The organism is Arthrobacter sp. Y3221087 (assembly GCF_059089905.1).
On sequence record NZ_JBNHFE010000004.1, the window covers coordinates 43,465 to 60,691 of the forward strand.

The 17,227-nt window shown below is 66.7% G+C and carries 11 protein-coding genes and 1 tRNA gene; 2 read left to right on the forward strand and 10 right to left on the reverse strand.

Annotated features, from left to right (window positions below; translation table 11 throughout):
- Positions 1-53: 53 nt before the first annotated feature.
- From AC5RUO_RS13720 to AC5RUO_RS13745, 6 genes are all read right to left on the reverse strand, one after another.
- A complete protein-coding gene (locus AC5RUO_RS13720; RefSeq protein ID WP_494010741.1) occupies positions 54-257 on the reverse strand; it encodes a YbdD/YjiX family protein in 204 nt (67 codons plus the stop codon).
- Positions 257-2,557: a carbon starvation CstA family protein gene (locus AC5RUO_RS13725; protein ID WP_494103808.1), complete on the reverse strand. Its 2,301-nt coding sequence runs from the start codon at positions 2,555-2,557 to the stop codon at positions 257-259. Before AC5RUO_RS13725 ends, AC5RUO_RS13720 begins: the two co-directional genes overlap by 1 nt.
- 151 nt (positions 2,558-2,708) lie before the next feature.
- Positions 2,709-5,501, reverse strand: a complete 2,793-nt coding sequence (locus AC5RUO_RS13730; RefSeq protein ID WP_494103809.1) for a hypothetical protein — start codon at positions 5,499-5,501, stop codon at positions 2,709-2,711.
- 62 nt (positions 5,502-5,563) lie between these two features.
- A complete protein-coding gene (locus AC5RUO_RS13735) occupies positions 5,564-6,301 on the reverse strand; it encodes an ABC transporter ATP-binding protein (RefSeq protein WP_494103810.1) in 738 nt (245 codons plus the stop codon).
- Positions 6,298-6,897, reverse strand: coding sequence for a PadR family transcriptional regulator (locus tag AC5RUO_RS13740; RefSeq protein ID WP_494053784.1), 600 nt, complete (start codon positions 6,895-6,897; stop codon positions 6,298-6,300). The genes AC5RUO_RS13735 and AC5RUO_RS13740 overlap by 4 nt, the downstream gene beginning before the upstream one ends.
- Positions 6,898-7,014: 117 nt before the next feature.
- Positions 7,015-7,998 carry an NAD(P)H-quinone oxidoreductase gene (locus AC5RUO_RS13745; RefSeq protein ID WP_494010746.1) on the reverse strand — a complete coding sequence of 328 codons (984 nt, stop codon included), beginning with the start codon at positions 7,996-7,998 and terminating at the stop codon, positions 7,015-7,017.
- Positions 7,999-8,104: 106 nt separating this feature from the next.
- On the opposite strand from AC5RUO_RS13745, the gene AC5RUO_RS13750 reads away from it, so the two are divergent.
- Positions 8,105-8,192 (forward strand) — tRNA-Ser (locus AC5RUO_RS13750).
- A 458-nt stretch (positions 8,193-8,650) separates the two neighbouring features.
- Complete coding sequence (locus tag AC5RUO_RS13755) at positions 8,651-13,201, forward strand: ExeM/NucH family extracellular endonuclease (RefSeq protein ID WP_494103811.1); 4,551 nt, start codon at positions 8,651-8,653, stop codon at positions 13,199-13,201.
- A 143-nt stretch (positions 13,202-13,344) separates the two neighbouring features.
- Here AC5RUO_RS13755 and AC5RUO_RS13760 read toward each other — a convergent pair whose 3' ends face one another.
- From AC5RUO_RS13760 to AC5RUO_RS13775, 4 genes are read right to left on the reverse strand one after another with little or no spacing between them, the layout of a single operon-like run.
- The gene (locus tag AC5RUO_RS13760; protein WP_494010748.1) at positions 13,345-14,268 is read right to left on the reverse strand and encodes a TauD/TfdA dioxygenase family protein; all 924 of its coding nucleotides are present in this window, start codon (positions 14,266-14,268) and stop codon (positions 13,345-13,347) included.
- Between the two features lie 50 nt (positions 14,269-14,318).
- Positions 14,319-15,233 carry an ABC transporter permease gene (locus AC5RUO_RS13765; RefSeq protein ID WP_494103812.1) on the reverse strand — a complete coding sequence of 305 codons (915 nt, stop codon included), beginning with the start codon at positions 15,231-15,233 and terminating at the stop codon, positions 14,319-14,321.
- A complete protein-coding gene (locus AC5RUO_RS13770) occupies positions 15,233-16,126 on the reverse strand; it encodes an ABC transporter ATP-binding protein (protein ID WP_494010750.1) in 894 nt (297 codons plus the stop codon). Before AC5RUO_RS13770 ends, AC5RUO_RS13765 begins: the two co-directional genes overlap by 1 nt.
- 2 nt (positions 16,127-16,128) lie before the next feature.
- Positions 16,129-17,208: an ABC transporter substrate-binding protein gene (locus tag AC5RUO_RS13775; protein WP_494103813.1), complete on the reverse strand. Its 1,080-nt coding sequence runs from the start codon at positions 17,206-17,208 to the stop codon at positions 16,129-16,131.
- Between the last annotated feature and the right edge of the window lie 19 nt (positions 17,209-17,227).

The window sequence follows — 17,227 nt, forward strand, 5'->3', positions numbered from 1 at the left end:
CACGGGGTCCACTCGATGAACCCACCTGACACGCTTGTACGCTGCAGGCTCAATCAGCAGCACCTGCCCTGCGGGTTTGCGTCCTGCCGGTCGGTCCTGTCGCGCCAGAACTCCCGCTCGGTAAGGGGCGGTTCCTGGTGCCCGGCGGCCCGGTGGTGTTCCAGGTATTTCGTGTACGCGTCGGCACCCAGGAGGCCGCCCAGGTAACGGGCGAACCCCCTGAAACCGCTGGACAGGGCAACCAGTCCCGCACTCATCAGTGATGCCCTGCCCGTTCGAACCGGAGTTCAGCCGGTACCTTTTCCCACTCGGCCAGCAGCTGCCGTTCCGCGGGAGTGGGGATAAGCCCGGCCGGGGCGAACACCCGCGACGGCCGGGCAGGGTCCTCGGTATCCGTAACGGGTGTGCCGGCCGCGTGGTGCCGGAAAGCCCTGATGGTGGCCAGCACGGCGGTGGCAATCACGATGATGCTCAGCACCACGAAGATCACCGACAGCCAGCCCTGGATGGCAGTATTGCGGACTACAGCCTCCATGGCCGTCACGGTCTTGGCGGACCCGAACTCGGTCTTGCCTTCGGCAAGGGCTTTGCTGAATGCGGCGTTGTTGGCGAAGTAGCCCACCGCCGGCGTCGGCGAGAAGATCTTCTGGTAGCTCGCTGTGATGGTGACCACCGCGGCGAAGGCCAGCGGCAGGGCCACGATCCACAGGTACTTGAAGGTCCCGCGCTTGGCGGCGATGGCCAGGCACACGGACAGGGCAATGGCTGCCAGCAGCTGGTTGGCGATGCCGAATAGCGGGAACAGTGTGTTGATGCCACCCAGCGGGTCTGTCACGCCCATCAGCAGTACCGCGCCCCAGGCGCCAACCATGATGGCGGTGCAAAGCCAGGCACCCGGCCGCCAGGAGTGCTGCTTGAACTTGGGCACGAAGTTGCCGATGGAGTCCTGCAGCATGAAACGGGCCACGCGTGTGCCGGCGTCCACGGCCGTGAGGATGAACAGGGCTTCAAACATGATGGCGAAGTGGTACCAGAACGCCATCATGGCCGTCCCGCCGATGAACTGCTGCATGATGTGGGCCAGGCCCAAGGCCAGCGTGGGCGCACCGCCGGTGCGCGAGACGATGCTTTCCTCACCCACGTTGGCGGCCGTCTGGGACAGCAGCTCCGGGCTGATGTTCACACCGGTCAGGCCAAGGCTGTTGACCCATGTGGCAGCTGTTTCCACCGTCCCGCCGGTCAGCGCCGCCGGTGAGTTCATGGCGAAGTACAGGCCGCGGTCAATGGAGATTGCGGCGACCAGGGCCATGATGGCCACGAAGGACTCCATCAGCATGCCGCCGTAGCCGATGAAGCGGGTCTGGCGTTCCTTCTCCACCAGCTTGGGGGTGGTGCCGGAGGAGATCAGGGCGTGGAAGCCTGACAGCGCCCCGCAGGCGATGGTGACGAACAGGAACGGGAACAGCGCACCCGGGAACACGGGACCGTTGTCCCGGCTGGCGAACTCGCTGAACGCCGGCACGGAGATCTCCGGCCGGACCGCGATGATGGCTACCGCCAGCATCACAATCACGCCGATCTTCATGAAGGTCGACAGGTAGTCACGCGGTGCCAGGAGCAGCCACACCGGCAGGATCGCGGCGATGAAACCGTAGATAATGATGCCCCAGGCGATGGTCACCCTGTCCAGGGTGAAGATCTCGGCGCCCCAGGAGGTTTCGGCCACGATGCCGCCGCCGATGATGGCCGCCATCAGCAGCACGAACCCGATGATGGAGACCTCCATGATCTTCCCGGGACGCAGGTAGCGGAGGTACACGCCCATGAACAAGGCGATGGGGATGGTCATGCCCACGGAGAAGACACCCCACGGGCTTTCACCCAGGGCATTGACGACGACGAGCGCCAGGATGGCAACGATGATCACCATGATCAGGAGCGTGGCAATAAGGGCCGCAGTACCGCCGACCACGCCAAGCTCTTCCCGGGCCATCTGGCCCAGCGAACGGCCGCCCCGGCGCATGGAAAAGAACATGACCAGGTAGTCCTGAACCGCGCCGGCAAGCACGACGCCGATAATGATCCAGATGGTGCCCGGCAGGTAGCCCATCTGGGCCGCCAGCACGGGACCTACCAGCGGGCCTGCACCCGCGATTGCTGCGAAGTGGTGGCCGAACAGGACGTTGCGGTCCGTCCGGACATAGTCCTTGCCGTCCGCCTTGTACTCGGCGGGGGTGGCCCTGCGGTCATCCGGCCTGGTGATGTAGCGTTCGATCACCTTCGAATAGAAGCGGTAGGCAATCAGGTACGTGCAGACCGAAGCGAAGACGAACCAGATGGCGTTGACCGTTTCCCCGCGGATGATCGCGAGCATGAACCACGCCACACCGCCCAGCAGGGCAATCGCGGCCCACAGCGCAATCTTCCGCGGCGTCCACTTCCGTTCTTCCGCCTCGCGGACGTTCTCGTCCACGGCAGCGGCGGGAAGGGCGGTGTCCGTGGAGACCGTGCCCTCCCTCCGCGCCGAACCATTCCGGTTGTCAGGCGTTTCGGCCATGTCTCCTCCTTGAGATGGGTGCGAGCCTCCACTAAGGCACCTTATCAATGCCGCTCGGTGATGGGGATGGGTTTCACCCACCCGGGCATGACGGTGCGCTGAACGGCAGCCTCTGGGCGCCGAACGTTGGACCGCCGCCGTTCCCCGCCGGCTACGCCCCCAACCCCCGCCGTGACGCCGGAAGGGCCGCCCGGGTGAACAGCCATGCCAGTGCCGAGCCCATTGCGGGAACGGCGAGCATCAGTGCCAGCAGCTGAAGCCACGGGACCTCCACCGCTGTCCGCATCTCCGTGGAGGCTGCGATGAGCACGGCAGGAACGGCCCCCGCGATGGTTCCGAGCGCGGCGCCCAGGCCGGAGGTGAAAAGTGCCTGCGCCGCCGCGAGCGCCTTACGGAGACGGGGCGAGGCTCCGACGCCGGCCAGGGTCACGTGGTCATTGCGCGCGTCAGCCAGTGCCAGGCCGGTGGTGATGCCGGCTGCACTCAGCGTTATCAACGCGCTGGCCGCAACGATCAGCCAGAACATCCACTGGTTGTCCCGGGAGACCCCCGGTTCCACCCAGAACCCGGCCCCGGGCTGTTGATAGACACCTGCCACTGCCGCCGCCGCCGCATCAGTCTCGGCCGCTGACGGGCGCCGGTCCAGCTGGACCAGGAGCTCAGCAGGTTCCGCACGGAGGTCCAGGCGTTCAGCGGTTTGCGGGGATACGACGCCGTAGTAGGGCACCGCCTCCAGTGGTTCGACCGCAATGGCGGGCAAGGCGGTGCTGGTAACCGTTTCGTGGACCATGGAACCGTCCGACGGCGACCGCAGCTGCGTGCGGACGTCCTGTCCCAGCAGCGTGGTTTTCCCCTCCCGGACGAAGACCGGATTGGTCACCACCATGCCGCCGGCATCCAGCACCCCGAGGGCGTCGGCCCCCGCATCCGTGCCCAGCAACAACCGGATCTCCTCTTCGCGTCCCACCACGATGCCCCGCGGCGAAACGGATTCACGGATCATCGACCCGCGGCAGCGCCAGTCTCTCGGGTCCACCACCCTTCGCTGCGGCGTCATCGGACACTGATGCTCCGCCGGCACCGCAAGGGAATACATCATGCAGTTCGAATCCTCCGTCCGGACGGGAACCGACATATCCACGTCAGGGCCAAAGTCGCAGTCAATCGATCCCGGCGCAGTGATGGTTTTCGTCCAGGCAACAGCGTCCACCGCCTGCCCGACCCGGGAGGAAAGTTCAGCAGGGTCCACTGCAACCGAGGGTTGCCTGCCGCCGTCGGCAAGGAACGGGGCGTCCACCTCCAGGGGCAGGCGGACCTGGTTTTCCAGCGCGCTCCACCAGTGGTTTTCCCGCATCGCCGCCTGCTGGCTGGCGGCCAGTACCAGGCCGGCGCTTGCCAGCGTTGCGGCAGCAAGAACCGCGGCCACCGCCGGGACGGTCCGGCCACGGTTCCGGGCGGAGTCGCGGGCGGCCATCCTCAGGGGCAGGGAAAGCCAGTGTGTCCGCGAGGTCAGCAGGCCAACCAGCCAACCGGTCAGCAGCACGAGTCCCGCAACAGCCAGCACCGCTCCGCCAATCAGCAGCCCGGCCACCAAGGGCAGTTGCTCCGCCTGGCGGTCAGGGTCCTTCACGGACTGCCCCAGCAGCCAGCCGGCAGCCAGCAGCCCCGCCGCCGCAGCCAGGAGCACGGTGCCCACGATGCTGGCCCGCCTTCCGTTTCCGGCGGGAGCGCGGCCGGCTTTGAGGGCGCCGACCAGCGCCTGGCGGGCAACCAGGTTGGCCGGGGCCAGTGCCGCGAGGATGCACGCGGAAAGCCCCATAGCCATTGCAACGGACGTCAGCAAGGGGTCCGCATGCACTCCTGCCAGCCGGGGCGAGCCTGCGGCCCGCACCCAAAGCACGGCTGCAGCAGCGCCGCCGAATCCCAGGGCGGCTCCGGCCGCAACAGCAATGGAACCCAGCCACAGGCCTCCCGCCGTGACCACCGAACGGACTGTGGGGGCTTCCGCGCCGGAGGCGGCCAGCAGCGCCAGTTCCCGCACCTGCCTCTTGGCTCCCACGGCGAAGGCAGCACCGGCGAGCAGCCCCACCTCCAAGAGGGCCAGGGCTCCCAGGAGGCCGAAGGTGCCGTAGACAGTCCAGGTCTCAGCGGACGTGTCCCATGCCTGGGCACCCGGGACCACCCGCTGCTCCTGCGGCGGCGGGTCCAGCACAACGCTGCGCGAGAGCACCCCGACGCCCCGGCTGTTGGCCTCCCGGACCTGCTGCCAGCCGATCGGTTCCTGCCCCACCAGGTAGTAGGACACCGAGTGGGTCCGTTCGTCCGCGAAGACCGTTGCCGGCACCTGCCCGGCCTGGACATAGAGGATGCTGTTGTTGTCGGAGGCGTCCGCGTCACGGAGGGTGCCCACCGGCACGAACGTTCCTGCCGACGTCGTAAATTCCTCGCCGAAGTCCAGGCCGAACCGTGCCAGCAGTCCGCGCGAGACGAGGACTTCCCTGGTGGATTCCGGAGCCCGGCCGTCAAGGAGCGTGAACTTGCCGGTGAAGGCGGGGTGCAGCGCGTCCACCTGGACGCCGTTCAGTGACACCAGCGCTTCCCCGACGCGTGTAGTGAGCTGCAGCTGGCGCAACGGCAGTACCTCGTAGCCTTCCGGAAGGACTCCCTCAGGGGGCGTGGCAATGAAATCAGGATCCACGTTCCCGGGACTGGAGGCCGCCACCGAATCGTTCTGCGGGTCCTGGAGCGTCTGCGCGTTCACGACCGGCAGGGCGACGAACCGGGCCTGCGCATTACCCAGCTCGAACCGGACAATCTCCTCCGGCGTCCTCAACGAGCTCTGGTACAGGGTGGCCGCTCCGGTCATCCCAGCCACTGGCAGCATGATCAGCAGGACGATCAGGAACGACCGGCGCCGGTGGCGACGGATGTCGCGGCGGGCCATCCGTAGGGCAACACGGAAACTGCTCCGGCGGCCGCAAGGAGCCGGAGTAAGGTCAAGCGGCATCAGAGGCCGGCCTGCGCCAGGAGCATGGTGGGATCGTGCATGGCGGTGGCCTGGTCCACTATCCGCCCGTCGCGGAGGAACACCACCCGGTCTGCCCAGGCGGCATGCCGGGCCTCGTGGGTGACCAGCATGACGGCCGCCCCTGCATCCGCCCGCGAGCGCAGCACCTCCATGACGCCCTGGCCCGTGGTCGAGTCAAGGGCGCCTGTTGGCTCGTCCGCCAGGATCAGCCGCCGCTGCCCCACCACCGCGCGCGCAATGGCCACCCGCTGCTGCTGCCCGCCGGACATCTGGTCCATGAACCGGTCCGCCAGTTCCGGTATCCCCACCTGGCGGAGGGCGTCAGCCGCCTGCCGGCGGGCTTTCTTCGACGCGGTTCCGTCCAGTTCCAGCGGCAGGGCAACATTTTCCGCGGCGGTAAGGGTGGGGACGAGGTTGAAGTCCTGGAAGACGTACCCCACGGCACGCCGCCGCAGCCGGGCCAGTTCGTTCAGCCCCAGCCCGGCAAGGGGGGTTGACTCCACAAAGACACCGCCCGACGTTGGCTGGTCCAGTCCGCCGGCCAGCGCAAGCAGCGATGACTTTCCGGACCCCGACGGCCCCATGACGGCCACAAACTCCCCCGCGCCGATGGTGAGGTCCACGTCCCGAAGTGCGGCGACCGCCGTCGCGCCTTCCCCGAAGGTCCTGCTGACCTTGGCGAGTTCCAGGACCTGCTGCGGCCCCTGGACGCTCACCGGCGGCTGTCCGCGTTGAGCGGGGCGGCGTCTTCCGTGACCCCGTTGGACGTCTTGCGTGCGGCAGTGGCGGCGGCCAGCTGGACCATCCTTGCCTCGCAGAGGTCCAGCCAGCGGACCTCCGCTTCCGTTTGGAAGATGAGGGAATCGAGGACCAGGAGCCAGGCCGTGTCACCACTGCGCTGGCTGCCCGCCGTATCCCGGCGGGCCTTGGTGTAATCCTGCAGGGCACGGATGGAAGCCACGCGCTGCGCCTGGATGATGGCCTGGACGTCTACCCCCGGCAGCGTCACGGCAAGCGCCAGCTTGATGGCGAGTTCGTTCCGCGGCGGATTGGTGCGCACCACGGGAGCGGCGAACCAGCTCCGCACTTCCGCCTCGCCTTCGCCGGTGATGCTGTACACCACGTGGCCCTCGCCGTCGTCGCCGTCCTTCGCCACCAGGCCGTCCCGCTCCAGCCGGTCCAGGGTGGTGTAGACCTGCCCGATGTTGAGGGGCCAGGTGGACCCGGTCCGGTTCTCGAACTCGACCCTGAGCTGATAGCCGTAGCGCGGCCGGTCCTGCAGCAGGGCGAGGAGGCTGTGACGGATGGACATGCTGCTCCTTCTGGCTGGTAGCAGCGGTATGCACGAACCCCCAAGACCCGTGCATACCGCGTATACCCGAAGCCTAGCCGCAGTCCGCACGGAAAACAATACTGAGTATGTATCTCGCTACATGAGCAGCAGGATTTTGCCTACATGGTCGCCGCTGTCGAAGTACCGGTGGGCCGCCTGGACCTGGTCCAGCGGGAAGGTCTTGGCCACGAGCGGCCTGATCCGGCCGTCGCCGAGAAGCGGCCACACCGCTTCCCTGACCGCATTCATGATGGCGCCCTTCTCCTCCACCGGGCGTGGCCGAAGTGCCGTGGCCACCACGGCGGCACGCTTCTTCAGCAGCTGGCCCAGGTCCAGCTCCCCCTTGGTGCCGCCCTGGAGCCCTATGACCACGAGGCGCCCGTAGTCCGCCAGCGCGTCCACGTTCTGCGACAGGTACTTGGCCCCCACGACGTCGAGGATGACGTCCGCGCCTTTTCCGCCGTTTTGCCGGCGGAGGCTTTCGGGGAAATCTTCCTCGGCATAGTTGATGGCGATATCCGCGCCCAGGAAGGCCTTCGCCGTGCTCACCTTTTCATCCGTGCCGGCCGTCGTGGCCACCCGCGCCCCGAAGGCCTTTGCCAGCTGGATGGCCATGGTGCCGATCCCGCCGGTGGCGCCGTGGATGAGTACAGTCTCCCCCGGCTGGAGCTGGGCCGTCATGATCAGGTTGGAGTAGACCGTGGCCGCAACTTCCGGCAGCGACGCCGCCGTCACCAGGTCCACCCCCTCGGGCACCCGCAGGACCTGTTCGGCCCGGACCGCCACCTGCTGGGCGTAGCCGCCTCCCGCCAGCAGCGCCACCACCTTGTCGCCCACGGAGAAAGCCTTGGTCACCCCCGGCCCGAACCCAGCGATCCTGCCGGACACCTCGAGCCCGGGAATCTCGGACGCGCCCGGCGGCGGCGGGTAGAAACCCCGCCGCTGCTGCACGTCGGCACGGTTCAGGCCTGCGGCAACGACGTCGATGAGCACCTCGCCGGGGCCGGGCACCGGGGCATCGGCTTCGCGGACCTCCAGGACCTCCGGGCCGCCCGGTTCCGAAATATAGACGGCTTTCATGGACCACTTCCGTTCTGACTCAATACTGGCTGCAACCAGTGTGCACCGGACACCTTCCAGGCTCTGTTTTGTTGCAGGCAAGCGCCTATGAAACACTACTAGCTGAGGAAGGTTGTCCGAGCGGCCGAAGGAGCTGGTCTTGAAAACCAGTGTGCGGTAACCCCGTACCAAGAGTTCGAATCTCTTACCTTCCGCAAAAGAGGGCCCCTGTCCGCCAGTCCGCTGGCCGGCAGGGGCCCTTGGTTTTGCCCTCCACCGCCGCCGGCCCGGTTTCCCCTGCGGCTTCCTGGCGCTTGATGGAGAACATGTAAATTCTTTGGACAAATCGGCCGCCGCGTCCTTCCACCAAAGCTACCGGCCGGTATTCTTTGGTGATGGCCGGCACATGTGGGGGTTACGGTCCGGCCATAAACCACCAGCAGCATCACCGGAACCAGGCTACGGGGGCTCCAGGCCGGTGGGCGGTCCGTTCCGCTGGGGGACGTCCCGCCGGATGCACGCCCTAGCCACTTTGCGTTCATTCAGCTCTGTTGTGATGTGCCGGAAATACCCACTTGACCGGAGCCGGGTCCGGGCCACTTGCCCGTTGGTACAACCCGGACACTTCCCATCGGGTCCCCTACCGGGGACATCCTTATGAAAGTAAGAGCGGATGCATCAAACACCTTGGAAACTGGCGCTGGGAACAGCTTTGTCCGCGGGGCTCATCGCAGCTCCCCTGGCAGCCCTTCCCGCCGTTGCAGACGATCCGGCCGCGGAGGTCTCAGTCGCGGCCGGGGGCTCGCCCGTTGTCATCAACGAGGCCTACCTCAGCGGCGGCAGCAGCGGCGCTGCCTATAAGAACAAGTTCGTGGAGCTGTACAACACGTCAGAGGCCCCGGTCTCGCTGGACGGCTGGTCCCTGCAGTACCGGTCCGCCACCGGGACATCTGCGCCTTCGGGCGTGGCTGCCTTGTCCGGGTCCATTCCGGCCAAGGGGCACTACCTGGTGCAGGGCGGCAGCAATGGCTCCAACGGCGCCGATCTCCCCGCCCCGGACCTGGTGGCAGGTGTCCTTAACCTGAGCGGCAGCGCCGGAACGGTGGTGCTCGCCAAGCAGCCAACCGCCGTCGCGCTTTCCACTGGCTCCCAGGTGGAGCCCGCCGGCGTGGCCGACCTCCTTGGCTACGGCACGTCCAACACTTTTGAAACGATTGCTGCCACCGCCCCCTCGGGTAACACCGACGTCAAAAGCCTGAACAGGGCAGCCGCAGCGGACAGCAACAGCAACGGAGCCGACTTCACCCTCAGCGCCACCATCACGCCTACGTCCTCGGGCGGCGCATCCCAGAACCCGGATCCCGCACCTGATCCGGAGCCCACTCCAAGCCCTGCCCTGGCCACCATCGCCGACATCCAGGGCACCGGTACCCAGAGCCCGCTGGCGGGCGCCACGGTAACCACCACGGGCAAGGTCACCGCCGTGTTCCCCACCGGCGGCCTGAACGGCTACTACATCCAGACTGCCGGCACCGGCGGTGACCTCACGGCCACCAACCACGCCGCATCGGACGGGATCTTCGTCTATTCCCCCGCCACCGCGGGTTCCGTGCAGCCCGGCGACTTCGTCCGCCTGACAGGCACAGTGGCTGAGTACTACGGGATGACGCAGCTCAACGTTGACGCAGCCACCGGGCTCACCAAGCTGGCCGACGCCGCCCCGGAGGTGAAGCCCACCGCCTTCACCCTGCCCACAAACGAAGCCTTACGCGAGTCCCTGGAAGGAATGCTCCTGGCACCCCAGGGGCCGCTGACGGTCACTGACAACTACAGCCTGAACCAGTACGGCGAGATCGGCCTGGCCGGCGGCACCACTCCCCTGGTCCAGCCCACCGCGGTGGCTCCGTACGGCACTGCCGAACATGCCGCCGTCGTCCAGGAAAACGCCGCCCGGGGCATCAAGCTCGACGACGGCGCCAGCACCAACTTCCTCGGCAGCAGCGGCAACAAGGCCCTGCCCCTGCCATATCTGACGGGCACCGATCCGGTGCGGGTAGGTTCGCCGGCGACGTTCACCACGAACGTGGTCCTGGGCTACGCCAACAACGCCTGGAAGTTCCAGCCGCTCACCCACCTGACCCCCGCGAATGCGGCCACGGTCCAGCCCGCCATGTTCGGCGCCACCCGCACCGAGGCACCCCGGCCGGTGGGCGGCAACCTGAAGATTGCCTCGTTCAACGTCCTCAACTACTTCCCCACAACAGGCGACCAACTCACCGGCTGCACCTACAACACGGACCGCGACGGGAAACCCGTCACGGTCCGGGGCGGCTGCAACGCCCGCGGCGCAGCCAATCTGGAAAACTTCCAGCGGCAGCAGGACAAGCTCGTTTCCGCCATCACCAAGGCCGGCGCCGACGTGGTCACCCTGATGGAGATCGAGAACTCCGCGCAGTTCGGCAAAAACCGCGACGACGCCCTGGCCCGGCTGGTGGGCGCGCTGAACGCCGCCACACCCGGGGTCTGGGATTACGTCCGTACGCCGGCCAATGCCCCGCCGCTGAGCGACGAAGACATTATCCGCACCGCCTTCATCTTCAAGAAGGCCGCGGCCGAGCCGGTGGGCGAGTCCATCATCCACAATGACACCGTTGCTTTCGCCTCAGCCCGCAAGCCGCTGGCGCAGGTGTTCAAACCCGCTGGCGGTGCAGCGGGCACGGAGTTCATTGCGATCGCCAACCACTTCAAGTCCAAGGGTTCGGCAGCAACGCCGGAGGACACGGACCAGGGCCAGGGCGCCTCAAACCTGGCGCGCACGGCCCAGGCCAAGTCACTGCTGGACTTTGCCACGTCCCTGCAGGCCAGCAAGGGCACGGACAAGGTGTTCCTGATCGGTGATTTAAACGCCTACGCCAAGGAGGACCCGATCAACGTCCTCACGTCCGCCGGCTACGTCAACCAGGACGAAAAAGCCCGGAACGCCGACGGCTCGGCCAAGCATTCCTACCTCTTTGGCGGGATGGTGGGCTCCCTGGACCACATCCTGGCTTCCCCCGCCGCCGATGCCGTGGTGTCCGGGGCCGACATCTGGAACATCAACTCGGTGGAGTCCGTGGCCCTGGAATACAGCCGCCACAACTACAACATCACCAACTACTACGCCCCGGACCAGTTCCGTGCCAGCGACCACGATCCAGTGGTGGTGGGCCTGGACCTGGGTTCCACTCCTGCCACAGTCGACCTGAACTTCCTGGGGATCAACGACTTCCACGGCAGGATCGACGCCAACACCGTCCAGTTCGCCGGAACCATCGAGAAGCTCCGCGCCGCTGCCGCCCCTGGCGCCACGGCGTTCCTCTCCGCCGGCGACAACATCGGTGCGTCGCTGTTCGCCTCCGCTGTTGCGAAGGACCAGCCCACCATCGACGTGCTGAACGCGTTGGACCTGCAGGCATCAGCCGTGGGCAACCACGAGTTCGACGGCGGATGGGCGGACCTGCGCGAGCGCGTCATCGCCGGCGGCGCCAATGCGAAGTTCCCCTACCTTGGCGCCAACGTTTACCGCAAGGGCACCACTGAGCCGGTGTTGCCGGAGTTCACTGTGCTGGACATGAACGGCATCAAGGTGGCCGTCATCGGCACCGTCACCCAGGAGGTCCCCTCCCTGGTGACCCCGGCCGGCATCGCAGACCTTGAGTTCGGGGACCCGGTGGATGCCATCAACCGGGCAGCCGCCAGGATCACCGCCGAGAACCTGGCCGACGTCATCATCGTGGAAAACCACGACGGCGCCGGCTCGGGTGTGGTGGAAGGTTCAACCCTGGCGGAGGAAGTTGCAGCTGGCGGCCCCTTCGCCAAGCTGGTCACCGAAACGTCAGCCGACGTGGATGCGATCTTCACCGGCCACACGCACAAGGAATACGCCTGGGATGCCCCAGTTCCCGGCGTCGAGGGCAAGACCCGTCCCATCGTGCAGACCGGCAACTACGGCGAGAACGTGGGTCACATCCAGCTGACAGTGGACACCGCCACCAAAGAGGTGACGGCGTCCAAGGGCAGCAACGTCAAGCGGACCACCGATCCCGCCGCCGGCCTGATCGCCGCCTACCCCCGGGTCGCCGCCGTCGACGCCATTGTCCAGAAGGCCCTCGCGGACGCCGCCGTCGTCGGAAACCGGCCGGTCGGTTCCGTCACCGCCGACATCACCACGGCGTTCACGACCGACGCCACCGGTGCGCCAAAGCGGGACGACCGCTCGAGCGAGTCCACCCTCGGCAACCTCGTGGCCGACTCGCTGCTTGCTTCGCTGCAGCCGGCCGAACTGGGCGGCGCGGAAATCGGCGTGGTCAACGCCGGCGGACTGCGGAACGAGCTCTACTACGCCCCGGACGGCACCATCACCTACGCCGAGGCCAACGCGGTGCTGCCGTTCGTGAACAACCTCTGGACCACGTCCCTGACCGGTGCACAGTTCAAGACGCTGCTGGAACAGCAGTGGCAGACCAACGCGGACGGCACGGTTCCCAGCCGCGCCTACATCCAGCTGGGCCTGTCGAAGAACGTGAACTACACCTTCGACGCCGCCCGCGCTGCCGGTGACCGCATCACTTCGGTCCGGGTCAACGGGGAACTGCTTGACCCGGCGAAGTCCTACCGGGTGGGCACGTTCAGCTTCCTGGCCACCGGCGGGGACAACTTCCGGGTCTTCACCGAAGGCGCCAACACCCGTGACTCCGGGCTGGTGGACCGGGACGCGTGGATCAGCTACCTGCAGGAGAGCAGTCCGGTATCGCCGGACTTCGCCCGCCGCTCCGTGGCCGTCACCAACAGCACTCCCGCAAAGGTCAACCCGGGCGAAGCCGTCACGCTGACGGTTTCCAAGCTGGACCTGACGTCGCTGGGCAGCCCGGCCAACACCTCCCTGGCGGCGGTGTTCACCGATGCCGCCGGTGTAGTGACAGACCTTGGCGCCGTGCCGGCCGCTTCCGGGTCTGCTTCTGTGAACCTGGCCGTCCCCGCACGCGCGGCAGCCGGCACCGGAACCCTGGTGCTGACCGCTGCCGAGTCCGGCACCGTGGTGAAGGTTGGCGTGCAGGTGGCCACTGAAGGTCCCGTCCCGCCGGTATGCACCGCTCCGGCCAAACCCGCCCAGTGGTACGACGTCCTGGGCTGGATCCGTTACGGCATTGCCTGGCTCCAGTACCAGCGGTGTCTGCGCGGCTGATGCCTGGCTGAACAAGAAAGCGCCCCGCGTTGGTCCCGGACTTCCGGACCCGAACGTGGGGCGCTTTCTGCTGGGAGTTTTTGTCCAGATATGGTGACTTCCGGGCAGGTTATCCCGCCATATCTGGACAAAAACTCCGGGGTCTAGGGGAGGACCACAGTTTCCGAGTAGGTGGATGAATCCCCCCTGATTGCGGTGCTGCTGCGGCCGTCCACGCCCACCGGGACATCCCCCGCAATGGTCACCCGGTTCAGCTTCCGCGGCTGGCCATCGTAGTTGTCCGGGGCGTAGTGCTGGGTGATCCGGTTGTCGAAGAGCACCAGCTGGCCAGGTTCCCAGTTCACCCGGACCACGTTTTCCGGCCGGGTGACGTAGGCCTGCAGCAGGCGGAGGATGTCCCTGGACTCGGTGTTGGACAGCCCCACGATCCGCAGCCGCTGCGCGAAGCCGCCGATGAAGAGCCCGCGCTCCCCGGTCAGCGGGTGGACGCGGACCACGGGGTGGGCGGTTTCGAAGTGGATCCTGGTGAATTCCTTGCGCCGCTCCTCCGCATTGGCGTGTTCCAGGTTCTTGGGAACGGAGTAGTCGTAGTCGTTGGTGTGGATGGCCCAGAGGGTGTCGGCGAAGTTCCGCAGCTCCTCGGGCAGGTCGCGGTAAGCCCCCGCCGAGGAGGCGATGAGCGTTTCACCGCCGTACGCCGGCAGCGTGATGCTGCGCAGCGTTGATGCCTGCGGCGGGTTCACCACGAACGTGACATCGGTGTGCCAGTTGTTGGCGCTGCCGTTTTCGCTGTCCACCGGCAGGACGGCCGGTTTGCCATCGACGGAGGCAACGGTGGGGTGCGCCTTGGTGAGCGGGCCGAAGTAGCTTGCGAACCGGACCTGGTCCTCGTCGGTGCGGATGTTCGCCTTCCGGAACACCAGGGCCTTATGGACGTTGAGGGCTTCGCGGATCTGGGCCACTGTGCCAGGGCTGAGCTCCGCGCCCAGGTCCAGGCCACGGATTTCGGCGCCGATGCGGGAGCCGAGCTTCGTGAATTCGAGCCTGGTTTCGGTAATGGTGGTCATGGTCGGTGTCCTTTTCAGTGTCAGTGTTGTCGGGTTTGGGACGGGGAAGGTCAGTTGCCGGAGCCGACGGCGGTGCGCCAGCGGGAGAAGTGGCGTTCCAGTGCCACCAGCAGGATGTTGACGAGAAGGCCCAGCACGGAGACGGTGAGGATGCCTGCGTACATGTCCGAGATGAGGAAGCTCATCTGGGAATTGACGATCAGGTATCCGAGCCCGGCCTTTGCACCCACCATTTCCGCGGCAATCAGCACCAGGATCGAGGAGGTGCCGGCCATCCGGATCCCAGTGAAGATGGTGGGCACCGCCGATGGAAGGATGACTTTCTGGAAGAGCCGGAAGCTGTTCAGCCCCAGGGACCTGGCCGCGCGGACCAGCAGCGGGTCCACCGTGCGGACACCGGCGATCGTATTGAGCAGCACCGGGAAGAACGCGGCGTAGGCCACGATGGTGATCTTGGATTCCTCCCCGATGCCCAGCAGGAGCGTGAAGACCGGCAGCAGGGCGAGGGTTGCGGTGTTGCGGAAGAGTTCCAAAAGCGGGTTCAGGAACGAGTTCAACCAGCCGTACCAGGCGATCAGCAGCCCCAGGGCAACGGCGGACACCACCGCCATCCCGAACCCGGAAACGGAGCGGGTGAGGCTGGCCTGCAGGTGGTTCCGCAGCTGCCCGGTTTCCACCAGCCTGGCCCCCGCCGCGAGGACTTCGTGCAGCGGCGGGAGGAACACTCGGGTGGACGGGCCCGCGAAGTATTGGGGACCAAACTCCCACAGCGCCAGGAACAGCAGGACTGCCAGCGACTTCCAGGCCGCGCGTGTGGCGACGTTCGCTGCGGCACCCAACCTTCCTGCCGGCGTCGGGCGTTCACTGCGGGCGGGATGGGAGGGGGCCGCCGGCAGTTCGGCGGGATGCGGTGCGGGTTCGACGGCGGCGCTCCCCTGTGGGGGCCGGCTTAGGACGGTGCTCATCAGGCGGCGTTCCTTTCGAGGGGGTGTTCATCGGGGGCCGTTCCGTCCGGGAGGATCTTGCGGTGGCCCGAGTCCTGGGCCAGCCGGACTTCGTCGTGCAGCAGGGACCATACCTGGTGGCGGTGCTCCACGAACGCAGGGTGGGAGCGGACATCCGCCTCGCCCCCGCGGTCCGGAATGTTGATGTCCACGATTTCCTTGAGCCTGCCGGGCCTGGCGCTCAACACCGCCACCCGCTGGCCGAGATATACCGCCTCGTCAATCCCGTGCGTGATGAAGACGATGGTTTTCCCCGTCGCCTGCCAGATCCTCAGGAGCTCGTCCTGAAGCTGCTCACGGGTCTGGGCGTCCAGCGCCGCAAAGGGCTCGTCCATCAGGAGGACGTCCGGCTCATAGGCGAGGCTCCTGGCAATGGCCACGCGCTGCTTCATACCGCCGGACAGTTCATGCGGATACCGGTCCTCGAACCCGGCCAGGCCCACCAGGTCCAGGTACTTGCTTGCCGTCGCCGCCCGGTCCTTCCGGGACAGCCCGCGGTTCTCAAGGCCGATCGAGACGTTCGCTGACGCAGTCCGCCAGGGAAAGAGGGCGTACTGCTGGAACACGACGGCGCGGTCCTGGCCCGGCCCGGTGACTTCCTTTCCATCCACCAGGACTTTTCCGGACGTGGGACGGGACAGGCCGGCCAGCAGGTCCAGGAGGGTGGTCTTGCCGGAACCGCTGGGCCCCACCAGTGTGAGGAATTCACCGGCTGCCACGTCCAGGCTGAGGGCATCCAGGGCGGTCAGGACGGCGGCCTCCGGCTGGCTGCGGATTCTCCTGCCCCGGCTGTTCCTTCCCTGCCGGACGGCGAACTCCTTGGTGACGTGTTGAAGGCTGATTTTGGAGGTCATGGTTATCCCTTGGACTGTGCAGCCGGAGCGGTTGTCTCCAACTGGTTGAATTCGTTGGTGTAGAGCTTTGCCGTGTCCAGGCCGCCGCTGATGATCCCTGCGGACTTCAGGTAATCGGACCAGCGGGTGAAGTCGTTATCCGAGATGCGCCCGCCGGGTGAGGCCACTCCCACGCTCTTCCAGTACTTGAGCACCTCGGTGCTTTCGTTCCGTCCGCGCTTGGCGATGATCTCCTCAAATTTGGCAATGACCTGTTCACGGGGTGTGTTGCGTTCCCACTCGATTGCCTTAGCCACGCCGGTCACCAGCGTGCGGCTGGTCTCCGGGTTCTTTGCCAGGAAGTCCTTGCGCAGGACGTACTGGCCGGCGTCGAACGGCCCCCCAATGACCCCGACGTCGGTAAACAGGGCCCGGATGCCGCCCTCGGCGAGCGCCCGGTCCTGGAGCACCCCGCCCAGGGTGCCCACATCCACCTGCTTCTTGCGCAGGGCCACCTCGGTTTCGTTGGGCGGCACCACCACCAGCTGGACCTGCTTGATTTCCTCGGGTGACAGTCCGCTGTTCTTCAGGTGCGTGGTGATGACTGCCTCATGGTGGGCGCCCAGGGTGTTCACCGCGATCTTCTTGCCGATCAGGTCGCGGGCGCTGGTGATGGGGCTGCCTTCCTCCACGTAGTACCCGGTGAACGTGTCCTTGTCCTCGCCGTAGTAGTTGATGACGGCCTGGACGGGGGCGCCTGCTTCGATCAGCTTGATCACCGCTCCGGTGAATGCGCCGCCGATGTCCGTCTGGTCCGTGGCAACGGACTGGATGCTCTGCGGGCCGCTGGTGGTGTTGCTGACCCACTGGAGCTTGACGTCGCCGAGGTACCCCAGGTCCTCGGCCACCTCCAGCAGGGAGACGGTGTTGGGTGAGCCCTGGTAACGGACGGTCTTCACTTCGGTGCCGCCGCTTCCCGCCGATTCCGCGGTGGCGCTGCCGCCGCACCCGGACGGCACCAGCGACAGTGCCGCGGCGGCGGCCACTGCGGCTGCCTTGCCTGCGGCGGTGATTCGTCTTGCGGGCAGGAGTCGGTTTTTCATCGGGGGTCTTTCTGCAGTC